Genomic DNA, 19,802 nt, shown 5'->3' with positions numbered 1-19,802 from the left:
AAATTAAGTGCTTACTATAGTTCCCGATCTAGTCGCCACCAAGGCGAACAATTATGTCGTTGACCGTATCGAGAAAAGCACCTTTATTAACGCCCCGCTCGACGAGCAAAGAATCCCAAGTCGCGGTGATAGTCGCGATCGCTAAGTTCAGCTGACGCAACCCTTCTTCTGTGATAGATATCGCGGCCAGCCTGCGATCCTCCGGATTCTTAGTTTTGCAAACGAATCCACGCTCATCAAGTTTTGAAATAGCGCGACTCAACGCAGACTGAGAAATCTTGGTGAAATCCGCGATTCCATTGACAGTTGACGGCCCGTTCTTCGCTAAGCAAAGGAAAATTCGCCAGTGAGAGATAGACATGTCGAATTGGGCAAGCTCGGAGGCAAGGAGCGATTGCGCGAGCCTGGACAAGACAGCCAACCGGTGTGGCAAGAACTCAGCAAGATTGAGGCCTTGCAGCTCATTGAGGATTTCATGGTTAGCAGTCATTGTCAGACTCATATCGGTCAAACTAGCCTTTATAGTGTGTTAGCCTTCATAACTCAACGCCCCTGTAAACCGATCTTGCGACGGAAACCCCCGTAATAGTTTGTCCAAGCTCTGGGCGGCAAACTGGCTTCCCATGCCTCATAGCGCGCTTTGAGGGCCTCGAAAACCTCAGGCTGCTCTGCTGATTGGTCGTTCAGCTCCTGGGGATCTGCTTCGAGGTCGAACAACATCGCGACCTCTTCGAGCGTCTCAAGATAGAGCTTCCACTTACCAACCCTTACTGCAGAATAGCCATCAAGCTTCCAGAAAAGGGCCTCGTGGGGCGCATCCTCGACATTACCTTTGAAATACGGCAACAAATCTACGCCATCGAGAGGCTGCGAGCTTTCAGTCGAAACTCCGCACACAGCTGCTACCGTCGGCAAAATGTCCAATGTAGAAGCTGGTTTAGAGAAAATGAGGCCAGCTGGAATCTGGCCTGGCCACTGCATGACGTATGGCATGCGAATGCCCCCTTCCCACGTAGAGAACTTGCCCCCAGAGAAAGGAGCATTGCTGCCCGGGCGGCTCGTGGCCGTGCCATTGTCACTCACAAACACCACGATGGTGTCGTCCTCAAGCCCATTTCTTCGAAGCGTTTCCAAAATCGCCCCTACGGCGTCATCCTGCGCGAGCAAGAGGGCGTTGTAGCCACGCACGGCGATGTTAGGGATCGTTTCCTTCAATGAATCGAAGTAGCGGCGAGGTACCTGAAGCGGAGGTACCGGCGAATTCATCGCGAAATATAGGAGGAAGGGTTCATCCTTGTTCTCGTTGATGTACTGCTCTGCCCGGTCTCGAAAGTAGAACAATAGGTACTGGTCGATATCGATAATTTCGCCGTTTTCGCGAATTTCATTCAGCCCCTCCCGTGTCCAGGCGGTGTCCGGTATTTCGTCGTGAAAGTCGACCTTGAGGCTGAACATGTCTGGATCATCAGGATTTGTAGATTGCAGGCTGGTATTGCCGTAAAACACTACCGAGTGATCAAAACCGCGATTCTGCGGGAGGAATTCTGCTCCGTGTCCCAGGTGCCACTTCCCGATCGCACCGGTTTTATAGCCAGCTGCCTTGAAGAGCTCGGCGATGTTTTTTTCCGACTTAGGGATTCCTCGCCGCAAAAACTCCGCCTCACCCTGCAGTTCCGCAAGTGAACCATCAGCATTTCGAACAGGGTGCCGCTCAGGGAACGCTCCAGATGAAACCTGCTGCTCGAACCCAAAGCGCTGCTGGTAACGCCCGGTAATCAAGCCCGCGCGCGAGGGGCTGCAAAGCGGAGCGGAGGCGTATCCGGCGGTCAACCTTACGCCTTTTTTAGCGATGCTATCGATGTGCTTGGTTTCTACAAGCTTGCTGCCGTAGCAAGACAGATCTCCGTAACCCATATCGTCCGCAATGATGATGACCACGTTGGGTCGTTTGGATGTAGGGGCGTCCTTTACTTCGCTCATGCTTACCTCAGGTAGGTGACTATGAATACGGCGCTGTTAGGGCTTCACCCGCGACGGCCATTCCGCTATGTTAGAAATATATGCAGATGCATATGTATGTGCAAATAACTGTTTAGATTGAGGTTATTCGATATGACGCTAAGCGATGAGTTATCCATTCCTCGTGGGTCGACGGAGGGAATGCGCTTTATTCCAGCAGGCCGATTCCTGAAAGGCAGCGACAGTTTCTACCCCGAAGAGGCCCCTCGGCAGGAAAGAACAGTGGCCGCGTTCTGGATCGATCGCAGTCCAGTCACAAATCGGGATTTCGAAGCGTTTGTGGCCGCCACCGGTTTTGTCACCCTTGCCGAGAAAAACCCGACCGATGCATGTGACTCAAACCCGGGCGCGGGTTCAGCTGTTTTTGTTCAACCTACTGCGAACTCGGACACATGGTGGGAGTACAGCCCCGGTGCATGCTGGAAGGCGCCATTGGGTATCGGAAGTAGCATTGATGACCTGCTCGACCACCCAGTCGTACACATCGCTTATGATGATGCGCTTGCCTATGCAACGTGGGCTGGGAAGACCCTGCCGACGGAAGACCAGTGGGAGTTTGCGGCACGAGGTGGCTTGGCCGACGCTGAGTACGCTTGGGGGGGGGAGCTAGCCCCAGGCGGCGCGATGATGGCGAACTTTTGGCAAGGCGCCTTCCCTCATGAAAATGAATTGACCGATGGTTGGCTGAGAACATCGCCTGTTGGCAGTTTCCCCACTAACGGCTATGGCCTGGTCGATATGATTGGGAATGTATGGGAGTGGACGAGTGACTGGTGGAACATTCCCACCGCCCAGCCCATGCGATCATGCTGCTCGACAGAGGAAGTGCTAAAACGGAGAAGCCTTGACCCATTCGACCCTGCGCCGGTGCCCAGGAAAGTACTCAAAGGCGGATCGCATCTGTGCGCACCTAATTACTGCAAGAGGTATCGACCCGCAGCGCGACACCCGCAGTCAATCGATAGCCCCACAAGTCATATTGGTTTCAGGTGCGTGGTCAGCTGATAGATAGGGCCCCCTTCGGGGCCCCTCTACCCCCTATTGAGATATCGCCTTGACGATGTCAGCGCTCGGCAGCGCTTTGGCCTCGAGTAGTGGTCTTGTGTCAGCCCAATCTGCGGCATTGAACGACTTCCTGATCAAGCGCATTTCTTTGGCAAGCGATACCTGCTTATCTAACGATTCCATGAATGGCGCATCCAGATCTGGTTGAAGAATATCCCCAAAGCTCAGCGTGCCCATTGCGCGATCAACCTGTTCCTGCGTAAACCCGGATCGACGTGCAGCCTCGCTCAGGTAGACTTGGCGGTTCGATGGAACGCTGATCCAGTCGTAAGCACCAGCGAAGACTCTCAGCAAGCGTCGAGTGATATCGGGATAGCTGGCCAAGAATTCTTTGCTCCCAACCAGAACGCTTTGTACGCCCCCTACTCCACCGAGATCTCCACTGGACAGCGCAACGTAGGCAAGCCCTTTGTCCTGCAGTTCGTACAAATTGCTTGAACCCCATACAGCATCAACCCGACCGGTGGAGAGTGCTGCAGTGGACGCGGCAAGATCCATGTTGACGACTCGCAGGTCACGCTCGGTCATCCCCACGGATGCCAAAGCATTCACCAGAGACAGGTGGAAGATGGTGCCTCGAAAAACCGCAAGTGTCTTGCCTTTCAAGTCTTGCAATGACTTAACATCAAGTCCTTGCCGTACCCCTAGATAAGCATTCCCTTGGCGGCCAGTCGCCGCTAGGAGAGTGATATCCAACCCGTTTGCTTTACCAATGATCGCAGGAAGGTCACCGTAGAAAGCAAAATCAACCTGCTTGTTTGCCAAGGCCTCATTGATCGCTGGGCCGGCAGCTTTGAAAAATTGCCATTCCACCTTGATGCCATCCTCCTGAAACTCCTTCTCCAACAATTGTCGCCAGACAAGCACATCCGCGACACCACCGTTGAAGTGCTCTTTACCCCCGAGACCGTTGTCCGGAGCCGCGAGCCTAATGACCGTTGGTGGTGGCGCAGCAGACGCTACGGGAGAGAGCCAGCCGCTCAACAGGATGAGTAGGCTTGCGACCATAAGCTTTCTTGATTTCAACACATACTTTTTCATCGTCGATTCACTACTTTTCAAAAATCGTAAGACACGGTGGCACCGACGGTGCGAGGATCACCTATCGTACCCGCAAAGATATTGCCTGCCCCAGTCGCCACGCTGGTGTAGTAGAACTTGTCGAACACGTTTCGCACCCACAGCGAGACATCCCATTGAGCGCCCCCGTCATCAATACGAACACCTCCGGATAGGTTGGTCAGGCTATAGGACGGGATCACGCCATAATCTGAATCGTCGCCGGTACCGAAGCTTTTCGCCCTGTATGAATACGAGGCATTCAGATAGGGCCTGATACCGGAGTCGAGCGCCCACTGGTATCGAGCATTGGCGTTGAATATCTGACGGGGGGATCCGGATACACGCTTGCCAGTCAGGTTGCAGGTAGTACCTGGCGTTTCCGGCGGGCACTGGCCGTCCTGGTAGTCCATGTAAATGGCATCGATAAACGAACCATTGGCATTGAGCGTCAAGCCTTTGATTGGCATGACGGTGGTCTCGAACTCGATGCCCCTGCTTCGCATGCTGCCTACGTTACTCAAATAGCTGGTGTTGGCCTCAGGATCCCAAGCAGTCGCTTGGTAACCAGTGATCCATGACCAGAAGAGATTGGCGTTGAAGCTCACTCGCCCACCCCAAAGCGTGCTTTTGAAGCCTAGCTCCGCATCGTTGGCACGCTCAGGGCCGATTAGCAGTGAAGAGGCGCCGTTGCCAGGTACTGAAGGGTTGATGCCCCCTGATTTCTCGCCATGCGTGAGGCTGCTGTAAACCATCAGATCCGGGTTAAACTTGTAGCTTATCGATGCCATCACAGATGGACTGCTGCCCGAGATCTTCAGATTTCCGGAGTCGTAAGCCCCTAATCGTGCATTCCTCGCAGCCAGCGCAGCACCGGTTACCGAATCGCCGGTGGGCTCATAACGTTTGACCCTCCCCGTCTTTTCTTCATAGGTACCTCGTAATCCAAGCGTCAAGTCCCACTGGGGATTCAAGTGCCAAGTTCCCTGGCTAAATACGGCGTAGGTGTCCGTGGACACCTTCGAAGGCATTTTAGAACTGACATTACTCAGCGCCCCGGCAGGTAGCCCAAACCAGGCATCTGCTTGAGGGCCGTAGTTGTAAAACAAATTGTTTCCGACGTTACCCTTGAGATAGTAAGCACCTACGACGTATTCGAACGTGTCGTCCTTTGGCGAGGCGAGCCTGATTTCCTGGGAGAACTGCGATGCATTGACGGACGCTCCCATGTTCGTCCATACCGGTGCGGTGGTAAGGTCGTCGTTGTAGGGATCGAACTGCCACAACCGCCAAGCACTGATAGAAGTCAGAGAGTAGCCTCCGTCAAGCTTCCAGTTGGCTTCAGCCGAGAGAGCATTCTGATATACCTTGCTCCCGTTTCTACCGTCCGTATTGACTTTTAGCTTCTTAGGGTCGGTGATGGGGTCTTGCGCACCTACCCTGGCGTATCGTGCCCGGGTGCTCGCCAGTGGCCCAAAACTCAAAAATGAACGAGTGAGGTCGAGGTCTTCATCGTTGTACTCAGCGATCAGCCTCAAGCTGAAGTCATCGTCAGGCTCAAACAGCAATTGCCCTCGAATGCCCTGCCGGGTGCGGCCTTGGTAATCTCCGTCGTGGACGTTTTTGATGAAACCATCGGTCTCGCTGCGACTAAGGGAAATGCGACCAGCAACAGCATCTGTGAGTGGCCCCGAGAAGCTTCCTCGATACTCCTTCAATCCATATTGGCCCGTGGACACACTGAGATGGTTCTCGGGATAGAAGGTCGGGGCCTTGGTGCGGATGTTCACAACGCCCGCCGTGCTGTTTTTGCCAAACAGCGTACCTTGCGCTCCCCGCAGGACTTCCACCTGTTCGATATCCAGCAGGTCGAAAGCGGCCATGCCTGTTCGACTGAGATACACGTTATCGATGTAGACGGCTGCGCTACCTTCCAGTCCGTCGTTCCTCGGGTTGTTGCCAATACCACGAATGGACAGACTGCTCTGCGCTGCGTGCCAAAATGGCATGTTGACGCTAGGAGCCAGTTGCTGAATGTCCTGTATCGCAGACACACGATTGTCCTGAAGATGCTCGCCGGTCAGCGTCGTCATCGGGGCAGGCACGTCTTGAGCCGCCTCCTCACGGCGCCGTGCGTTCACCACCACCGTGGACAGCATGGAGTCATCTCTTTCCTCTGGCTTTGAAATCGGTAGATCGTCCGCGTACACAGGAGCACCTGGCCATGTGTAAGCCAGTGCGACCGACCAGTAAAGCAGATGACACTTAAACCGATGCTGCATATACATATATCCCCAGGGAATAAAAAAGATGGTCGTTGTGAATATTTGTTATTTGAGGTTAAAATTCGAGCAATTCCCGCGCAAATGCGTATGGCTTATAGGGGTATGCACACGATGCATTTCGAACTGAGAAACTTGCGGCATTTCGTTGCGTTAATTAATCACCGAAGCTTTGTGCTTGCAGCCCATTCTGTTAATTTGTCACAGCCCGCGTTCAGCCGAAGCATCCAGGCTTTAGAGCATCAAGTGGGTTGTGAACTTGTTCACCGAGAAAAGAAAGGGCTTCCACCTACCCAGCAAGGCAAAGTTCTGCTGGATTACGCCAATGAGATTCTAAGAAAATCAGACGAACTGACATTTAGGATTGCTGCCTTTAACAGCAATGCTCAATCCGTTTTGAATTTCGGTTGCGGCCCAGTAGCGGCTGCCTCAATAGTACCTAAAGCAATCGCAAAACTTTTGCAGAACCACCCACATGCCAAAACTCGATTTGTTGTAGACAAATGGAATGAACTGAGCTTAAAACTTAACCGCGGCGAAATAGACTTTTTCATAAGCAATACACTTTATTTTGAAGATGACAAGAACCACCAAATAGTTCCTCTCGCGCCAAGAAAGTGGTGCTTATACGCTCACGCTGAACATCCAGTATTCAAAGAAACGCCAAACAGATACAACATCTTAAAATATCCAATTGGCTGTACGCTTGGCGTTAGGGAGTTACTGTCCAGCTACCTATCGGAGCCGGACTACATACCGAGCTTACTTTGCGAGAACGGCTACTCCATTATGGATATCAGTCTAAACTCACACACCATTGGCTGCTCAGCCCTGCTCCCTATGATAGAAGATAATATTAAAAAAAGATTACTCCGGGTTATCGAGCCTAGTGATTTCCAGGGGGCGCAGCAGGACAGAAATATCTTAAATGGAATTATTTCACTGAAGGGAACAATGACGACTCCTCTCAGACAGACATTCATACAACTATTGCAAGATTACGACCAAGTTCCGCACTGAAGACTTATGCAAGCCGTGCATATCAACATGCGCTGAAGGCAATTGAGCACCAGAGCATCGCGCCATACAGTGTTCGATCACCTTCTCGGCCCGACTTCTCAGTCGCCCGCCTAGTCAGACAGGCAGCAAAGATGTCTATTTCAATACCGCAAGACCAACCCATTCGAAGCAGGTTGTTCAAATTCGGGGCATGCACGCACTCGTTGTCCCCCTTGATACTACCGCTAGCCATAGTAATACTCTGGCACCTGGCATCACATTACGATTGGTTGAACAGCCAGGTTCTACCTTCACCGTCCGTGGTTTGGAGTTCAGCACTGGATCTTGCACAACAAGACCTGGTGGCCAGCATTTTGATCAGTCTTCGTAGACTGGTTTTAGGCCTGACCTCTGGCCTCTTGGTGGGTGTACTTCTGGGTACATTGATAGGTCTGAGTGAACGAGCAGAACGCTTGTTTCTCCCCACGTTTTCAGCACTGGCCCAAGTGCCAACGCTGGCGTGGATTCCACTTTTCATGCTGTGGTTCGGCATCGAAGAGACGCTCAAAATAGTCGTCGTCATGAAGGCGGTGATTGTGCCCATGACATTCCATACCGCTATGGGAGTGCGGGACATCCCTTCACGACTCCAAGAGGCGGCAGCAGTCCTTCGCCTATCGCCGTGGGCAAGACTAACGTATCTCATCATTCCGGCGATGGCGCCCTCCGTCCTCGCAGGATGCAAGACGGCCCTTGGCACCGCATGGTCGTCACTGCTTGCAGTAGAGCTACTAGCCTCAAGCGACGGCTTGGGCTACCTCATGGTGTGGGGCCGCCAATTGTTTATGCTGGACATTGTGCTGGTATGTATCTGCGTAGTCGCAGTGATCGGTATAGTAATGGATCGTGGAATCCGTTGGATTGATCACCATTGCATACACTGGCCTCAACCGAGTGCGCTAGAGTTAAAACGGCGACCACTGATTGGTATTGAAAATTTAGAGCCTTGGATTATTCCTGTTTTAATGCTAACAGCATGGTACGCCGTGTCGGCTGCAGGTGCAGTCAACTCTAACATCATTATCCACCCCAACAAGGTTTTTATCACCTTGTGGCATGGGCTTACCGAGGGGAGTATGGCCACATCGCTTGCTCAGAGCTTGCGCTTCTCGCTAATTGGCCTAACCGTTGGTGGTAGCTTCGGAATTATCGTTGGGGTTTTATTGGGCATGAAGCAGGTAGTAGAACATGCCTGCGGCCCAACGCTCTCGGTTATCCGTCACGTCGCAATTTTCGCATGGATTCCTTTAATTACCGCGTGGTTCGGCCTAGGAAATACATCAAAAATTGCTTTCATAGCACTCGCGTGCTTCTCTCCTCTCTATGTAGCCACTCAGACTGGAATCGCGAACCTGTCTATGGACTTGAATGAGGCTGCTCGCGTTCTGCGGCTGGGTTTGTGGCATAGAATGACCAAGCTCATTCTTCCAGGTGCATTATCCAGCATATTCAGCGGACTCCGGGTATCTTTGATTTATGCATGGCTTGCCACTATCGGCGCGGAGTACTTTATTACCACGACCTCTGGAATAGGAAGTTACATGATTGCCGCACAACAGCTATTCCGAATGGACGATGTCATGGCAGCAATGATCTTAATCGGATTAACGGGTGCCGCAATTCATAAGCTAGGCATGAAAATTGAGAAGCTAGTATCGCGCTGGAGATTTAAATGAATTCATCACTCAATGCTGCGTGCGAAACGGCTATTGTTTCTTTCAAAAATGTCAGAAAAAAATTCAAGACCATCCAAGGTGATCTGTTAGCGCTTGATGACTTCACGCTGGACATCGCTGAAGGTGAGTCGATTGCTCTCTTAGGATCAAGTGGCTGCGGTAAGTCTACGCTTTTGAGGATGCTCGTTGGACTGGATACTGACTACGAAGGGTCAATCTGCGTTAAAGGCCGCCCGGTTAAGGGCATCGAGCAAGAGCGAGGCATGGTTTTTCAAGAGCACCGCTTGTTTCCATGGCTAACTGTAGCCAAGAACATCGAGTTGGGACTGCTGAATGAGCAACTGAGTACACAAGAACGACAGTCGAAAATTGCTGATCATGTGAGGCTAGTTGGGCTGGATGGATTCGCAGACAGCTATCCCCACCAGCTCTCGGGGGGGATGGCTCAGCGCGTATCCATCGCACGAGGACTTGTGAGCAGTCCGCGCATCTTGCTATTGGATGAACCATTTGGTGCCCTAGACGCCAATACTCGCACGCAAATGCAGCAAGAACTTCTTAGGATCAGAGCGGAGTCTCGAATTACCACCATTCTGGTGACCCATGATATAGAGGAAGCTATCTATATCGCCGACAGGATTATTCTACTGGCCCCTCGCCCGGGAAGGATTCAGAAGGTGATAAAGGTTTGTGAAGCACACCCAAGAGAGCGCACTTCATTTGAATTTCATCGATTACAGAAGGAGCTGCTGTACACGATGACAGGCGATGAGGCGTACGCAGCCGAAACTCGTCGACTCGAAAGCCTATCGCCGAGCGCCATCGCCCTCTAGCCGCCACCAAATAACTTTCTAAGGGTGTCCTCGTAGAGATGCGACCTAAACCGTCTATTAAAAAGATGATTGCTACGTGTCTAGGGGCTCTATCGGGACGGGATACTCGATCCGTCGAGCGCGATCAGGGCGTCACCAAGAGGATGATTTAGGGCGAAGCTCCACGCTAAAACGTAGCGCAGGACATAGGTGCAACACCACTGCAAGAATCTCTGTACTAGCGGGTGGGGTTGGTCGAGCTAACTTTGGTGGCCAGGGCCTGACGACCTTTGCCGTGCGGGGTTTTACGACCGGAGATTTCTACTGCAACGGCTTTCCGATACTCGCGGCTAACCTGCTCTCTGAGCTTTGTCGGTTAAGCGCGTCACCACTAAAACAGATCACATCAGAAACTGATCACCCGCCGCCCAGCTGATGGAGCCGCAGCACACTGCAGTTGACCGACAACCGCGCTCGAAGCTAACAGCGAGCGCGGTTGTCAGCCTACAAAAACGAGGCTCGACATTTTTCAAGAATTTATTTTTTCTTCACACCACCTTGCCTAGCCTTAAACCGCGGGTTGGATTTACAGATCACGTAAATCCTGCCTCGACGCTTCACGATCTGGCAGTCACGATGGCGATTTTTGGCCTGTTTGAGCGATGAAAGAACTTGCATGGCGCCACTCCTGTTATGTGATAACATTATGTTAACGCGAATCATTCTCGACTACAAGCCTCACCCTCATCCCCCTAATCGGTTCTGATTACTACAGGCCAAGCGACTTGTCATGCAACGAAGACTCAGTTCCCGAAACAGCCGACTGCTCACGGATGTACAAGTATTGCCCGGCGCAGACACTCACGGAACACGCCTGCACAGCTGCCTAGCGACCCCTAGGAGGTTCTCGATGAGAGCCCCAGATCTTGGGTTTCCTTCAGCGGCATCATAATGCGTACCCCAAGCGACAGGCGGTGATCAACTGCTGCCTTGGGATGAAAAATGCGAACCGCCCCAATTACGAAACGCATGGCTTGAGCGGGAACGTAACAAGATATTTCAATAATGGACGTTATATCATCACATTGCCTACCATGCGCGACTTCCGCACTGGATGATTTTTTTTCACCGAAACTGACAAGGACGAACAACTCTGAAGCGCTCGGCCTAGACAGGTCGCTTCAACGTTGCCGTCGGGTGTCGAGCAAAAGGAATGTAATGTGGTACTCAAGCCCAAGCTAAAGCTACTCGCGGCAGCAGTTGCCGTCTGCGCGACCTTCGCCTACGCAAACGTCAACGCTGATGACAAAGTCTTTGACGTCGTTGCTCCCTTCGAGATCGTGGGCCTGGATCCGTCCGTATCCGGATTCATTTTTCAGCGAATGCAGATCACTGAAACCCTGCTAGAAGCCGACCCGATAGGACAGCCCCAACCCGCGCTTGCTGAGACGTGGAGTGTCACGGATGACGGAAAAGTGTGGCACCTGGCAATCCGACCCGGTGTGAAATTTCATGATGGAAGCGAATTAACCCCAGTTGTAGCGGCTCATTCACTCAATGTCGCTCGGAACAAGGCGGGCATTCTGAGCAAAGCCAAGATTGAATCGATTACAGCCGAAGGCAACGAAGTTGTCATTCGACTTAAGGAACCCTTCGCCCCTCTGCCCGCGCTGTTGGCTCACTCGTCCACTAGCATCTTGGCCGCGGCTGCGTATGATTCGAAGGATGTTGTTCAAAAGATCATTGCCACCGGCCCCTACAAGACAACCCTGGTAGAGCCTCCTCAACGTCTTGCAACGCAAAGATTCGAAGAATACTGGGGCACTAAACCAAGCATCGAGAAAACCACCTACTTGGGCGCAGGGCGCGGAGAAACTCGAACCCTGATGGCCGAGAGCGGCGGCGCTGAGCTTGTGTTTCAGCTCGACCCTCCCAGCATTGCTCGACTCTCACGCTCCAAGGATGTCCATGTACTGAAAGAGCCAGTTCCGCGCGTTGTCATGCTGGCAGTGAATTCAGGCGCAGGGCCGACAGCCTCTGTAGATACCCGTAAAGCATTGAGCCTGGCAATCCAACGGGAAGGTATCGCTGCCGCCGTATTACGTGCACCAGGTACCGGCGCAACACAAATGTTTGCCGATAACGTAAGTGCCTGGCACGACGCTAGCCTTCCCCTCTTGAAGTACGACCCAAAAGCGGCAAGCAAGCTGTTAAGCGATGATGGTTGGGTTGCTGGCCCAGATGGGATCTTGATGAAAGACGGTGTGCGCTTCCGCATGAGGCTGCTCACCTTCGGTGACCGCCCTGAACTGGCACTGATCGCCACGGCCCTACAAGCCCAATTGCGAGAAGTTGGCGTCGAGGTTCAAGTGGCAGTGGAGAATGTCAGCGCAATTCCCGCGGCATACAACGATGGCTCCCTTCAAATGGCGCTGTTCTCCCGCGCTTATGCACTCGTGCCCGACCCCCTCGTAACCATTTTCGGCGACTTTGGAAATGGCGGTGCCGAGTGGGGGCCACTGGGGTGGAAGAACCCTGCTTTTGACTCCGCGATGAACTCACTGTTGTCCGGGAGGAAACCAGAAGACCAACAAGCTCTTCGAAACGAGATGCTCGCTCAGTTCCAGAACGAGCTCCCCCTGATTCCTGTGGCCTGGTACCGCCAAACAATCGCAGTGTCGAATCAAGTTGAAGGGGCAGCAATCGATCCGTTCGAGCGCACGTTCGGGCTGACAAAAATGCGGTGGGCCCAATGATACAGCTCCTGGGTTTTCGACTGCTTCAGGCGGTCATGGTGGCCGTCGTCGTCGGTGCTCTAACATTTATGTTGATGACACTGCTCCCGGGTGACGCAGCTTACCGAATTGCCGCAGGCCGTTATGGTTATGACATGGTGAACGGTGCTGCCGCCGATGCGGTGCGTGCAGAGCTCAGTCTCGACCAACCTGTAATCTGGCGCTTTCTCGCCTGGATTAAAGACCTTCTTAGCTTTGACCTCGGCACATCGCTGGTGTCTGGCACACCTGTCACGGCAGTTGTACTTCATGAGCTAGGGAGTTCGGTGCGCCTAGCTATTGGGGCAGTAATTCTCTCCTTCCTCATCGGCCCACCACTCGGAATCTTTGCAGGGTTGCGCCCGGGCGGCCTGCTTGACCGAGGGCTACTGATCCTAAGCACAGCAACGCGCGCTATCCCGCATTTTGTGCTGGGAGTGATTCTTGTATTTGTATTCTCCGTCTCACTCGCAATCCTGCCATCCGCGGGGCACGGCACCTGGGCGCACACCGTACTGCCTTCGCTCACCCTCGCGCTGGGACTCGCAGCTGTCTCATCGCGCGTGGCGCGAGACGCGACAGTAAAGGTTGCGTCCTCCCCCTTCTATGCGTTTGGCCGCCTGAAAGGGCTCCGTGCAGTGAAAGTCTTCACACGTCATGGTTTACGCAACATTGGTGTACCAGTGGTTACCTACCTGGGTGTTCAACTGGTGTATCTGATTGAAGGCGTGGTCGTCGTAGAAACGCTATTTGCCTGGCCTGGAATTGGCCATGGCCTGGTGCATGCCATCGTCCAGCGCGATCTGCCAATGGTGCAAGGTGCAGCGCTAGCAATGGGGCTCATGTTTGTCGTACTCAACACGTGTGTCGACCTGGCAAACCATCTAATCGATCCGCGCCGGAGTGAAGCATGAATCTTGAACTCGAAATCGCAAACGCGGCGCCGAAGCCTCGCCACCTACCTCGACTAGCTGGGTTCACAATCCTACTTGCTCTGGTTGCCTTTGCCGTCCTCGTTCCATTTCTGTGGGGCGTGGACATTGCCAAGCAGGATTACAACGCCATTCTGTCGGGCTCAATAAGCGCACACCCTTTGGGCACAGACCATTTAGGTCGAGACATGCTCGCGCGCTTGGCTTACGCAATGCGCTTGTCATTGGGGCTAGCGTTGGTAAGCGTAATTACAGCAGCCGTGCCTGGCGTGCTGCTTGGCATACTCGCGGCCTGGAAAGGTGGACTGACCGACAAAACCCTTGGCCTTCTTACAGAATTGGTCTTGGCGCTACCCGGCCTGTTGCTGGTTCTGCTAATCGTAGCAATCTTTCCAGGCTCGTTCGTTGCCCTGTATGGGGCAATCGCGCTGGTGCTTTGGATTGAGTATTTCCGCATGAGCCGCGCACTCTCACGCACCGTTCTCTCATCACCAGCCGTCGCCGCCACACGACTACTCGGTTTCGGGCCCATGTACATCATCCGCCGTCATCTTTGGCCAGAGTTAGGCCCCGCAATCCTCACCATAGCGTCATTTGGAGCAGCCTCCGCGATCATGGCAATCGCAGCCTTGGGCTTTGTCAGCGTAGGCGTTCAACCGCCGACAGCTGAGCTGGGCTTGATGATCACAGAACTGCTCCCCTACTTTGCAGAAGCGCCTTCAGTAATCGCGATGCCGATCATGGTTGTCTTCCTGATTGTACTTTCACTCATGCTGATCGCTGGAGGGCGCAAACCGTGAAGCCTCTATTGAAAACTGAAGATCTAGAGATCCGGACAGCTGAAGCTCGCCTGGTTGAGCCACTGTCCATGGAACTCTTCCCAGGAAAAGTGTTAAGCATCATTGGTGAGACTGGCTCTGGGAAAAGCCTTTTCGCGCAAGGTGTGGTTGGTAATCTACCACCGGGACTTCATGCGCAAGGCCGGATCGAGCTTGCAGGCGGCTTCAGTGAAGAAGGACGAAGCAATCGGCGTCAATCGCTCTGGGGGCGTGAAATTGCCGTGCTCCCTCAAGAGCCTTGGTTGAGCCTCGACCCTACCATGCGTGCAAGCTCTCAAGTTTCCGAGACCTATCAGCATGTGGTGGGGAAACCCCCATCTGAGTCCCGTGATTTGGCGCAGAGAGACCTAGTACGACTGGGGCTAGAGCATGCTTCAACGAAGTACCCATTTCAGCTTTCAGGCGGTATGGCGCAGCGCTTAGCGTTCTCAGCGATACACGCAGGTGGGGCAAAATTGATGGTGGCAGATGAACCCACCAAAGGCCTTGATCGCGATCGGATTGACGAGGTGATCAGCCTCCTGAAAGCTGGCTTGACTGAGGGTGGCGCACTGCTGATCATCACTCATGACATGGAGGTTGCCCGCCGCCTGGGTGGAGACATCATGATCATGCTAAAGGGGAAGATCATAGAGGCAGGTAGCGCCGAACAGGTGCTCAACAATCCTCAGCACAGCTACACGCGACAGTTACTGGATGCTGACCCACTGAACTGGAAGATTCATAAACCTGCGCTACCTACAGTCGAGCCAGTGGTACAAGTTAAGAACCTGGGGGTTGAGCGCAGCGGGCGCACGCTTTTCCAGGGCCTGTCCTTCGATGTTCGCCCAGGTGAAATCGTTGGAGTAACCGGCCCCTCAGGGTGCGGCAAGTCGACCCTCGGAGATGTGATTCTGGGGCTGATAGATGCAAGCGAAGGCAGCATTGTTAAGCGCGCCGGCATCTCTCGGGTTGCGTTCCAAAAGCTGTTCCAAGATCCAGTCGCCGCCTTCCCGCCGACGGTGACACTAGCCCAAAATCTGGCAGATCTCGTACACCTCCATGGCCTTGATGCCAATCGCATAGGCCCTCTGCTGAAACGACTTCGATTGGAGCAGTCACTGCTAAATCGGCTGCCTGGAAATGTATCTGGCGGTGAGCTGCAGCGCTTCTCATTGCTGCGAGTACTTTTGATTGACCCCGTGCTCATTTTCGCGGATGAGCCAAGCTCTCGGCTTGACCTCATTACCCAAAAGGAGATGCTGGAACTACTTGTCGAATCCGCAAAGGAAAGCGATACCGCTGTACTCTTGGTCAGCCATGATGAAGCCCTGATCGACGCAGTTTCTGATCAACGGATTCGGCTTGGCAGCTCAGAACATCCAGCGTCTACGCTTGAAATGGCCGTGACGCCACCGCACTACACCAGCGCATCAGTCGAAGCCTAGGGTACACTACAAGCACCTTGTTTCATCACTTCAAAGAAGTGAGTTCAAGCGCCCTAGGTTATTACCTTTTACCTAGGGCGCTTGGAGACCTACGGCCTACCATAGGTGACACGGGGTTGAGCCGTTAGATAACCGACCCACCACCTGCTTTTCTAGACCCTCACCGGCATCAGCAAGCTCCCCTTCTGGCGTTTTAATTACTCGAAGCTCAGCCCGCCTGGATTGAGAAATTCCTTCCGGGACAAGACCTTGGTTGGCACGCCTAAATAGTCATAGACAGCTCGCACCTTGTGATAAAAGCGCTCATCGCCAGTGATGAAATAATCAGCCTTGGTAGCGTAGATCGAGTGAGTAATATCGTGCATCCGAGAGCGGGACAGTTTGACGCCTTCAGGCCTGAACCGGATCTCCTCCAGATAGTTCATCAGTACTTCAAACACATGCTCCAGCACCTCATGTGACTTGGAGATCTCTGGCCATTTGAGGTTTGCAAGCCCAGCCTCTTCTTTCTTCTGCATGAGCGCCCGCTCCGCGGCGTATTTCTCCAAGATCGAAGCGTCGTACTCAGGACTCGAAAGAAAGCCTACTGGAAGGTTGGAGATCTGAGAGGCACGATTACCGTCAGCATCGCTTTCCTTCATCCTTTTGAGCAAGTTGTGCTCGCGAACGTCCAGAAACTCATTACGATCGAAATGCTTCAAAACACGAAGAAGGCACTCGCCAGGATGCTCCTGGATGACCCGCGTGGGCTGATGGCTAGGCGCAGGAAAGATCTCAACCATTTTAGAAATGTTGATGATGTTCTGCAGGCGATCCTCACAGCGTGTCATCAGACTTTTAATTTCTTCCTCGCGGTGCTCACTCCACATCAACGAAGAAGCGAGGTCTTCCATGTGGGCAGGGCTATACGGCAGAACATGCTTATCCTTGATCGCGTCCACAGCTTCTCGCAAGCCCGGGATATCATCCTGCCGGTAGCTTTCGAAGAGATTGTAATCGAGGTAGATCATCTTGTTTCGTGGCACATTGAACCCCATTTCGCAAAATTTAAGAGCCGGCTTGCGACGACCTCAGAATCGGGTGGTTTAAGCGCAGCAACGCGGCTCAATCTTCACGCATGTGCCGCTCTTTCCTCTCCTGCCGCTCCTTCGCCTCAATGCTCAACGTCGCCGTTGGCCGCAAAAGCAAACGCCGTAATCCAATCGGCTCTCCAGTCTCTTCGCACCATCCGTACTCCCCTCGCGAAATCCGCTCCAAGGCCTCATCAATCTTGTCGAGGAGCTTCTTCTCTCGCTCGAGTAGGCGCAACTGCCACTGCCGCTGCTCCTCGACTGTGCCCAAGTCAGAAGGATCGCTGCTAGGCTCGAACTCTCGCATGAGCTGGAACTCGCCAGATATCCGCTCCTGCAACTCCGTACGCTGCGAGAGCAGCAGTTCTCGGAAAAAGCCCTGTTGCGCGGCATCCATGTAATTGTCAGCTGGCAGAGAAAGCAGCTCTTGTTCCGTCATCTCGGTCACTCTCACTCGATAGTTTTAGATAGTCAGGATCGCTGTGCACCGAAGGCCAAAGGCAGGCCTTGGCAGCTCTCATTGACGGAGCCGTCATGCCAGGCCAGTTGGCCGGAAACCACCGTGGTCGTCACTCGGTGTCGCAGTTGATGATTCTGGAATGGAGTCCACTGACAGTGAGCGAGAATCGGGGCATGGGAGACCGGTCGTGGCTTATCGAGACGCTCAACGAGAGCGAGATCTGCCCAGTACCCCTCTCGCAGATATCCACGCTCATGAATCGCGAACAAGTCTGCTACCGCATGACTCGTCTTCTGCACCAGTTGAGTAATCGGAAGAACGCCTTCTTCCACCAGCTCAAACAAGGCCGGGAATGCATGCTGAACCAGCGGCAACCCAGATGGAGCAGAAGCATAAGCTCTCTGCTTCTCCGCCAATGTATGAGGTGCATGATCAGTACCGATTACATCGATGCGATCACACAGCAAGGCCTTTCGCAGTGCATCACGATCCTCTCGTGTTTTGATGGCGGGGTTGCATTTGATGAGATTACCAAGGCTTGCGTAATCGCTGTCATCGAACAACAAATGGTGCGCGCAAACCTCAGCGGTGATCTTCTTGCCTGCCACCGATCCAGGCTCAAAGAGTTTGAGCTCCTTCGCCGTGGTCAGATGCAGGACATGCAGGCGCGTGCTGAATTTATTGGCAAGCTCCACTGCCAAACTGGATGAGCGAAAACAGGCGTCCGCATCTCGTATAACGGGGTGCAACGCCGGCGGGATGAAGTCACCAAACTGCTCTCGGTAACGAGCCTCGTTGGCCAAAATTGAAGGTGTATGCTCACAGTGTGCGAGCAGGATAGTAGGCACATTGGCGAACAGCCGTTCGAGTACCCGAGGATCGTCTACGAGCATGTCTCCGGTCGACGCGCCCATGAATACCTTCACACCTGCGACCTGCCGCGGGTCAAGACTGGCGACCACATCCAGGTTGTCCTTGCTGACGCCAAAATGAAAGCCGAAGTTTGCGACTGACGAAGCGGCGGCTCGGGCTTTCTTGTCGTGAAGCGCGGCGAGGGACAAGGTGGCCGGATTTGTATTGGGCATATCCATGAAGCTGGTAATACCACCGGCAACAGCGGCTCGGGACTCACTCGCGATGGTTGCCTTGTGAGCAGCGCCAGGCTCACGAAAATGCACTTGATCGTCGATCATTCCAGGTACAAGCCAGCAACCCTGCGCATCAATTTCTACGGATGCATTCGCACCGTCGATACTGCCTGCAATTTTCTCGATTCGACCATGAGCAACGAGTACGTCGGCATCGAACACCTCTCCCTCATTCACCAAGCGCGCGTTTCTGATGAGGATACGATTCATGGCTTGATTGCTCCCGGGCTGCTCTCTACCACGACCTGGTCGCCCTCGATGACGTTATAAAAACAGCTGCGCCGCCCGGTGTGGCACGCAGCTCCCACCTGGTCGACGAGCAGCAGCAGAGCATCGCCATCACAGTCCAAACGAATCTCCTTCACGTGCTGCACATTTCCCGAGGTCTCGCCTTTGCGCCACAGACCATTTCGGGAACGTGACCAATAACAGGCCCGGTGGGTATCCAAAGTTTCCCGAAGAGCCTCCTCGTTCATCCAGGCGAGCATCAGCACCTCCCCGCTGTCGTGCTGCAGGGCGATCGCCGCTATGAGCCCTTGTGGGCTCCATGGCACCTGACTGAGTACGTCGCTGAGAGCAAAGCGGGTTCCCGCCTCTGCCCGCTCGAGCTTGAGGAACATGATCTATGACCCATGATCTATTAGTTATGTTATAACATATCATGATTTTTCTGTAATCTGAGCATCTGCCTCACAATTTTGAACCCTATAGGTAAGCAGTCATGAACGAAGCCCCTGCCACACCCCTCACCACCGAACCCTATGCCGATACTGAACTGGCGTGCCTCGCCGGCGCAAAGGCCGCTCTCTATCGGTGGGCTGCAACCGTGGCCACTCGAGATGTCGACAAGGTTCTCGAGCTCTACGCCCCTGACGCCATCTTGGTACCTACCCTGTCGAACCAAGTGCGTGATTGCGACGACAGCCGCCGTAACTACTTCGAGAATTTCTTGGCGAACGACGGCTTGGTGTGTGACATCCAGGTCTTCAAAAAACGCGTCAGCCGGAAGCTTGGCACCGTCGTAGTCGGAGGGCTCTATACCTTCGTTTACCGTGACGGCGGCGAGCAACGGGTTGTACCCGCACGATTCCTCTTCACGTTCGAACGTATCAATGAAGAGTGGCTGATCACCGGTCACCACTCGTCAATCGAAGCCTGATAGAGCCAAGGTTCGCCACTC

18 protein-coding genes are annotated in these 19,802 nt (G+C 53.5%); 9 read left to right on the top strand and 9 right to left on the bottom strand.

The features are described 5' to 3' along the window. Nucleotides 1-28: 28 nt before the first annotated feature. Nucleotides 29-490 carry a MarR family winged helix-turn-helix transcriptional regulator gene (locus IAE37_RS06240; RefSeq protein WP_157973387.1) on the bottom strand — a complete coding sequence of 154 codons (462 nt, stop codon included), beginning with the start codon at nt 488-490 and terminating at the stop codon, nt 29-31. Nucleotides 491-543: 53 nt separating this feature from the next. After that, on the bottom strand, nt 544-1,980 hold the full coding sequence (locus IAE37_RS06235; RefSeq protein WP_201171039.1) for a sulfatase-like hydrolase/transferase: 1,437 nt from the start codon (nt 1,978-1,980) through the stop codon (nt 544-546). Between the two features lie 180 nt (nt 1,981-2,160). On the opposite strand from IAE37_RS06235, the gene IAE37_RS06230 reads away from it, so the two are divergent. Continuing rightward, nucleotides 2,161-3,024 carry a formylglycine-generating enzyme family protein gene (locus tag IAE37_RS06230; RefSeq protein WP_201171036.1) on the top strand — a complete coding sequence of 288 codons (864 nt, stop codon included), beginning with the start codon at nt 2,161-2,163 and terminating at the stop codon, nt 3,022-3,024. 33 nt (nt 3,025-3,057) lie between these two features. Here the strand turns inward: IAE37_RS06230 and IAE37_RS06225 are convergent, their stop codons facing one another. Beyond that, nucleotides 3,058-4,125, bottom strand: coding sequence for an ABC transporter substrate-binding protein (locus IAE37_RS06225; protein WP_201171033.1), 1,068 nt, complete (start codon nt 4,123-4,125; stop codon nt 3,058-3,060). A gap of 17 nt (nt 4,126-4,142) precedes the next feature. Beyond that, nucleotides 4,143-6,431 carry a TonB-dependent receptor gene (locus tag IAE37_RS06220; RefSeq protein WP_201171018.1) on the bottom strand — a complete coding sequence of 763 codons (2,289 nt, stop codon included), beginning with the start codon at nt 6,429-6,431 and terminating at the stop codon, nt 4,143-4,145. Here IAE37_RS06220 and IAE37_RS06215 point away from each other — a divergent pair. The 3 genes from IAE37_RS06215 to IAE37_RS06205 all read left to right on the top strand — a co-directional run bounded on the left by IAE37_RS06215 (nt 6,402) and on the right by IAE37_RS06205 (nt 9,993). After that, nucleotides 6,402-7,445 carry a LysR family transcriptional regulator gene (locus IAE37_RS06215; protein WP_201171016.1) on the top strand — a complete coding sequence of 348 codons (1,044 nt, stop codon included), beginning with the start codon at nt 6,402-6,404 and terminating at the stop codon, nt 7,443-7,445. The genes IAE37_RS06220 and IAE37_RS06215 overlap by 30 nt on opposite strands. A gap of 131 nt (nt 7,446-7,576) precedes the next feature. Further along, nucleotides 7,577-9,160, top strand: a complete 1,584-nt coding sequence (locus IAE37_RS06210; protein WP_201171014.1) for an ABC transporter permease — start codon at nt 7,577-7,579, stop codon at nt 9,158-9,160. Then, complete coding sequence (locus IAE37_RS06205) at nt 9,157-9,993, top strand: ABC transporter ATP-binding protein (RefSeq protein WP_201171012.1); 837 nt, start codon at nt 9,157-9,159, stop codon at nt 9,991-9,993. Before IAE37_RS06210 ends, IAE37_RS06205 begins: the two co-directional genes overlap by 4 nt. A gap of 516 nt (nt 9,994-10,509) precedes the next feature. Here the strand turns inward: IAE37_RS06205 and ykgO are convergent. Then, nucleotides 10,510-10,650, bottom strand: coding sequence for a type B 50S ribosomal protein L36 (ykgO, locus tag IAE37_RS06200; protein WP_117139605.1), 141 nt, complete (start codon nt 10,648-10,650; stop codon nt 10,510-10,512). A gap of 542 nt (nt 10,651-11,192) precedes the next feature. On the opposite strand from ykgO, the gene IAE37_RS06195 reads away from it, so the two are divergent. The 4 genes from IAE37_RS06195 to IAE37_RS06180 are packed head-to-tail and all read left to right on the top strand — an operon-like array spanning nt 11,193 to nt 15,944. Further along, nucleotides 11,193-12,728 (top strand): ABC transporter substrate-binding protein, encoded by a 1,536-nt coding sequence (locus tag IAE37_RS06195; protein ID WP_201171010.1) that lies wholly within the window; start codon nt 11,193-11,195, stop codon nt 12,726-12,728. Then, nucleotides 12,725-13,660 (top strand): ABC transporter permease, encoded by a 936-nt coding sequence (locus tag IAE37_RS06190; protein WP_201171008.1) that lies wholly within the window; start codon nt 12,725-12,727, stop codon nt 13,658-13,660. Before IAE37_RS06195 ends, IAE37_RS06190 begins: the two co-directional genes overlap by 4 nt. After that, a complete protein-coding gene (locus IAE37_RS06185) occupies nt 13,657-14,478 on the top strand; it encodes an ABC transporter permease (RefSeq protein WP_201171006.1) in 822 nt (273 codons plus the stop codon). Before IAE37_RS06190 ends, IAE37_RS06185 begins: the two co-directional genes overlap by 4 nt. Further along, nucleotides 14,475-15,944, top strand: a complete 1,470-nt coding sequence (locus IAE37_RS06180; protein WP_328822700.1) for an ABC transporter ATP-binding protein — start codon at nt 14,475-14,477, stop codon at nt 15,942-15,944. The genes IAE37_RS06185 and IAE37_RS06180 overlap by 4 nt, the downstream gene beginning before the upstream one ends. 197 nt (nt 15,945-16,141) lie before the next feature. Here IAE37_RS06180 and IAE37_RS06175 read toward each other — a convergent pair whose 3' ends face one another. The 4 genes from IAE37_RS06175 to hisI form a co-directional block, all read right to left on the bottom strand. Next, complete coding sequence (locus IAE37_RS06175; RefSeq protein WP_201171003.1) at nt 16,142-16,954, bottom strand: hypothetical protein; 813 nt, start codon at nt 16,952-16,954, stop codon at nt 16,142-16,144. Between the two features lie 94 nt (nt 16,955-17,048). Next, nucleotides 17,049-17,453 (bottom strand): RNA polymerase-binding protein DksA, encoded by a 405-nt coding sequence (gene dksA, locus IAE37_RS06170; protein WP_201171156.1) that lies wholly within the window; start codon nt 17,451-17,453, stop codon nt 17,049-17,051. A gap of 32 nt (nt 17,454-17,485) precedes the next feature. Next, nucleotides 17,486-18,832, bottom strand: a complete 1,347-nt coding sequence (locus tag IAE37_RS06165) for a dihydroorotase (protein WP_201171000.1) — start codon at nt 18,830-18,832, stop codon at nt 17,486-17,488. Beyond that, nucleotides 18,829-19,242 (bottom strand): phosphoribosyl-AMP cyclohydrolase, encoded by a 414-nt coding sequence (hisI, locus tag IAE37_RS06160; RefSeq protein ID WP_201170990.1) that lies wholly within the window; start codon nt 19,240-19,242, stop codon nt 18,829-18,831. Before hisI ends, IAE37_RS06165 begins: the two co-directional genes overlap by 4 nt. 101 nt (nt 19,243-19,343) lie before the next feature. On the opposite strand from hisI, the gene IAE37_RS06155 reads away from it, so the two are divergent. Further along, the gene (locus IAE37_RS06155) at nt 19,344-19,781 is read left to right on the top strand and encodes a DUF4440 domain-containing protein (RefSeq protein WP_201170980.1); all 438 of its coding nucleotides are present in this window, start codon (nt 19,344-19,346) and stop codon (nt 19,779-19,781) included. Nucleotides 19,782-19,802 lie beyond the last annotated feature (21 nt).

The organism is Pseudomonas sp. S31 (assembly GCF_016648105.1).
Classification (GTDB): Bacteria; Pseudomonadota; Gammaproteobacteria; order Pseudomonadales; family Pseudomonadaceae; genus Aquipseudomonas.
The sequence above is the reverse complement of the archived record's forward strand: the minus strand, read 5'-3'. Positions and strand labels throughout refer to the sequence as shown.

Bases quoted from the DNA above. Each gene is read 5' to 3' on its own strand.
- ykgO (WP_117139605.1), bottom strand. From the start codon at position 10,650: ATGCAAGTTCTTTCATCGCTCAAACAGGCCAAAAATCGCCATCGTGAC.
- hisI (WP_201170990.1), bottom strand. From the start codon at position 19,242: ATGTTCCTCAAGCTCGAGCGGGCAGAGGCGGGAACCCGCTTTGCTCTC.
- IAE37_RS06175 (WP_201171003.1), bottom strand. From the start codon at position 16,954: ATGATCTACCTCGATTACAATCTCTTCGAAAGCTACCGGCAGGATGAT.
- IAE37_RS06220 (WP_201171018.1), bottom strand. From the start codon at position 6,431: ATGTATATGCAGCATCGGTTTAAGTGTCATCTGCTTTACTGGTCGGTC.
- IAE37_RS06215 (WP_201171016.1), top strand. From the start codon at position 6,402: ATGACACTTAAACCGATGCTGCATATACATATATCCCCAGGGAATAAA.
- IAE37_RS06235 (WP_201171039.1), bottom strand. From the start codon at position 1,980: ATGAGCGAAGTAAAGGACGCCCCTACATCCAAACGACCCAACGTGGTC.
- IAE37_RS06165 (WP_201171000.1), bottom strand. From the start codon at position 18,832: ATGAATCGTATCCTCATCAGAAACGCGCGCTTGGTGAATGAGGGAGAG.
- IAE37_RS06230 (WP_201171036.1), top strand. From the start codon at position 2,161: ATGCGCTTTATTCCAGCAGGCCGATTCCTGAAAGGCAGCGACAGTTTC.
- IAE37_RS06185 (WP_201171006.1), top strand. From the start codon at position 13,657: ATGAATCTTGAACTCGAAATCGCAAACGCGGCGCCGAAGCCTCGCCAC.
- IAE37_RS06190 (WP_201171008.1), top strand. From the start codon at position 12,725: ATGATACAGCTCCTGGGTTTTCGACTGCTTCAGGCGGTCATGGTGGCC.
- IAE37_RS06155 (WP_201170980.1), top strand. From the start codon at position 19,344: ATGAACGAAGCCCCTGCCACACCCCTCACCACCGAACCCTATGCCGAT.
- IAE37_RS06205 (WP_201171012.1), top strand. From the start codon at position 9,157: ATGAATTCATCACTCAATGCTGCGTGCGAAACGGCTATTGTTTCTTTC.
- dksA (WP_201171156.1), bottom strand. From the start codon at position 17,453: ATGACGGAACAAGAGCTGCTTTCTCTGCCAGCTGACAATTACATGGAT.
- IAE37_RS06210 (WP_201171014.1), top strand. From the start codon at position 7,577: ATGTCTATTTCAATACCGCAAGACCAACCCATTCGAAGCAGGTTGTTC.
- IAE37_RS06240 (WP_157973387.1), bottom strand. From the start codon at position 490: ATGACTGCTAACCATGAAATCCTCAATGAGCTGCAAGGCCTCAATCTT.
- IAE37_RS06225 (WP_201171033.1), bottom strand. From the start codon at position 4,125: ATGAAAAAGTATGTGTTGAAATCAAGAAAGCTTATGGTCGCAAGCCTA.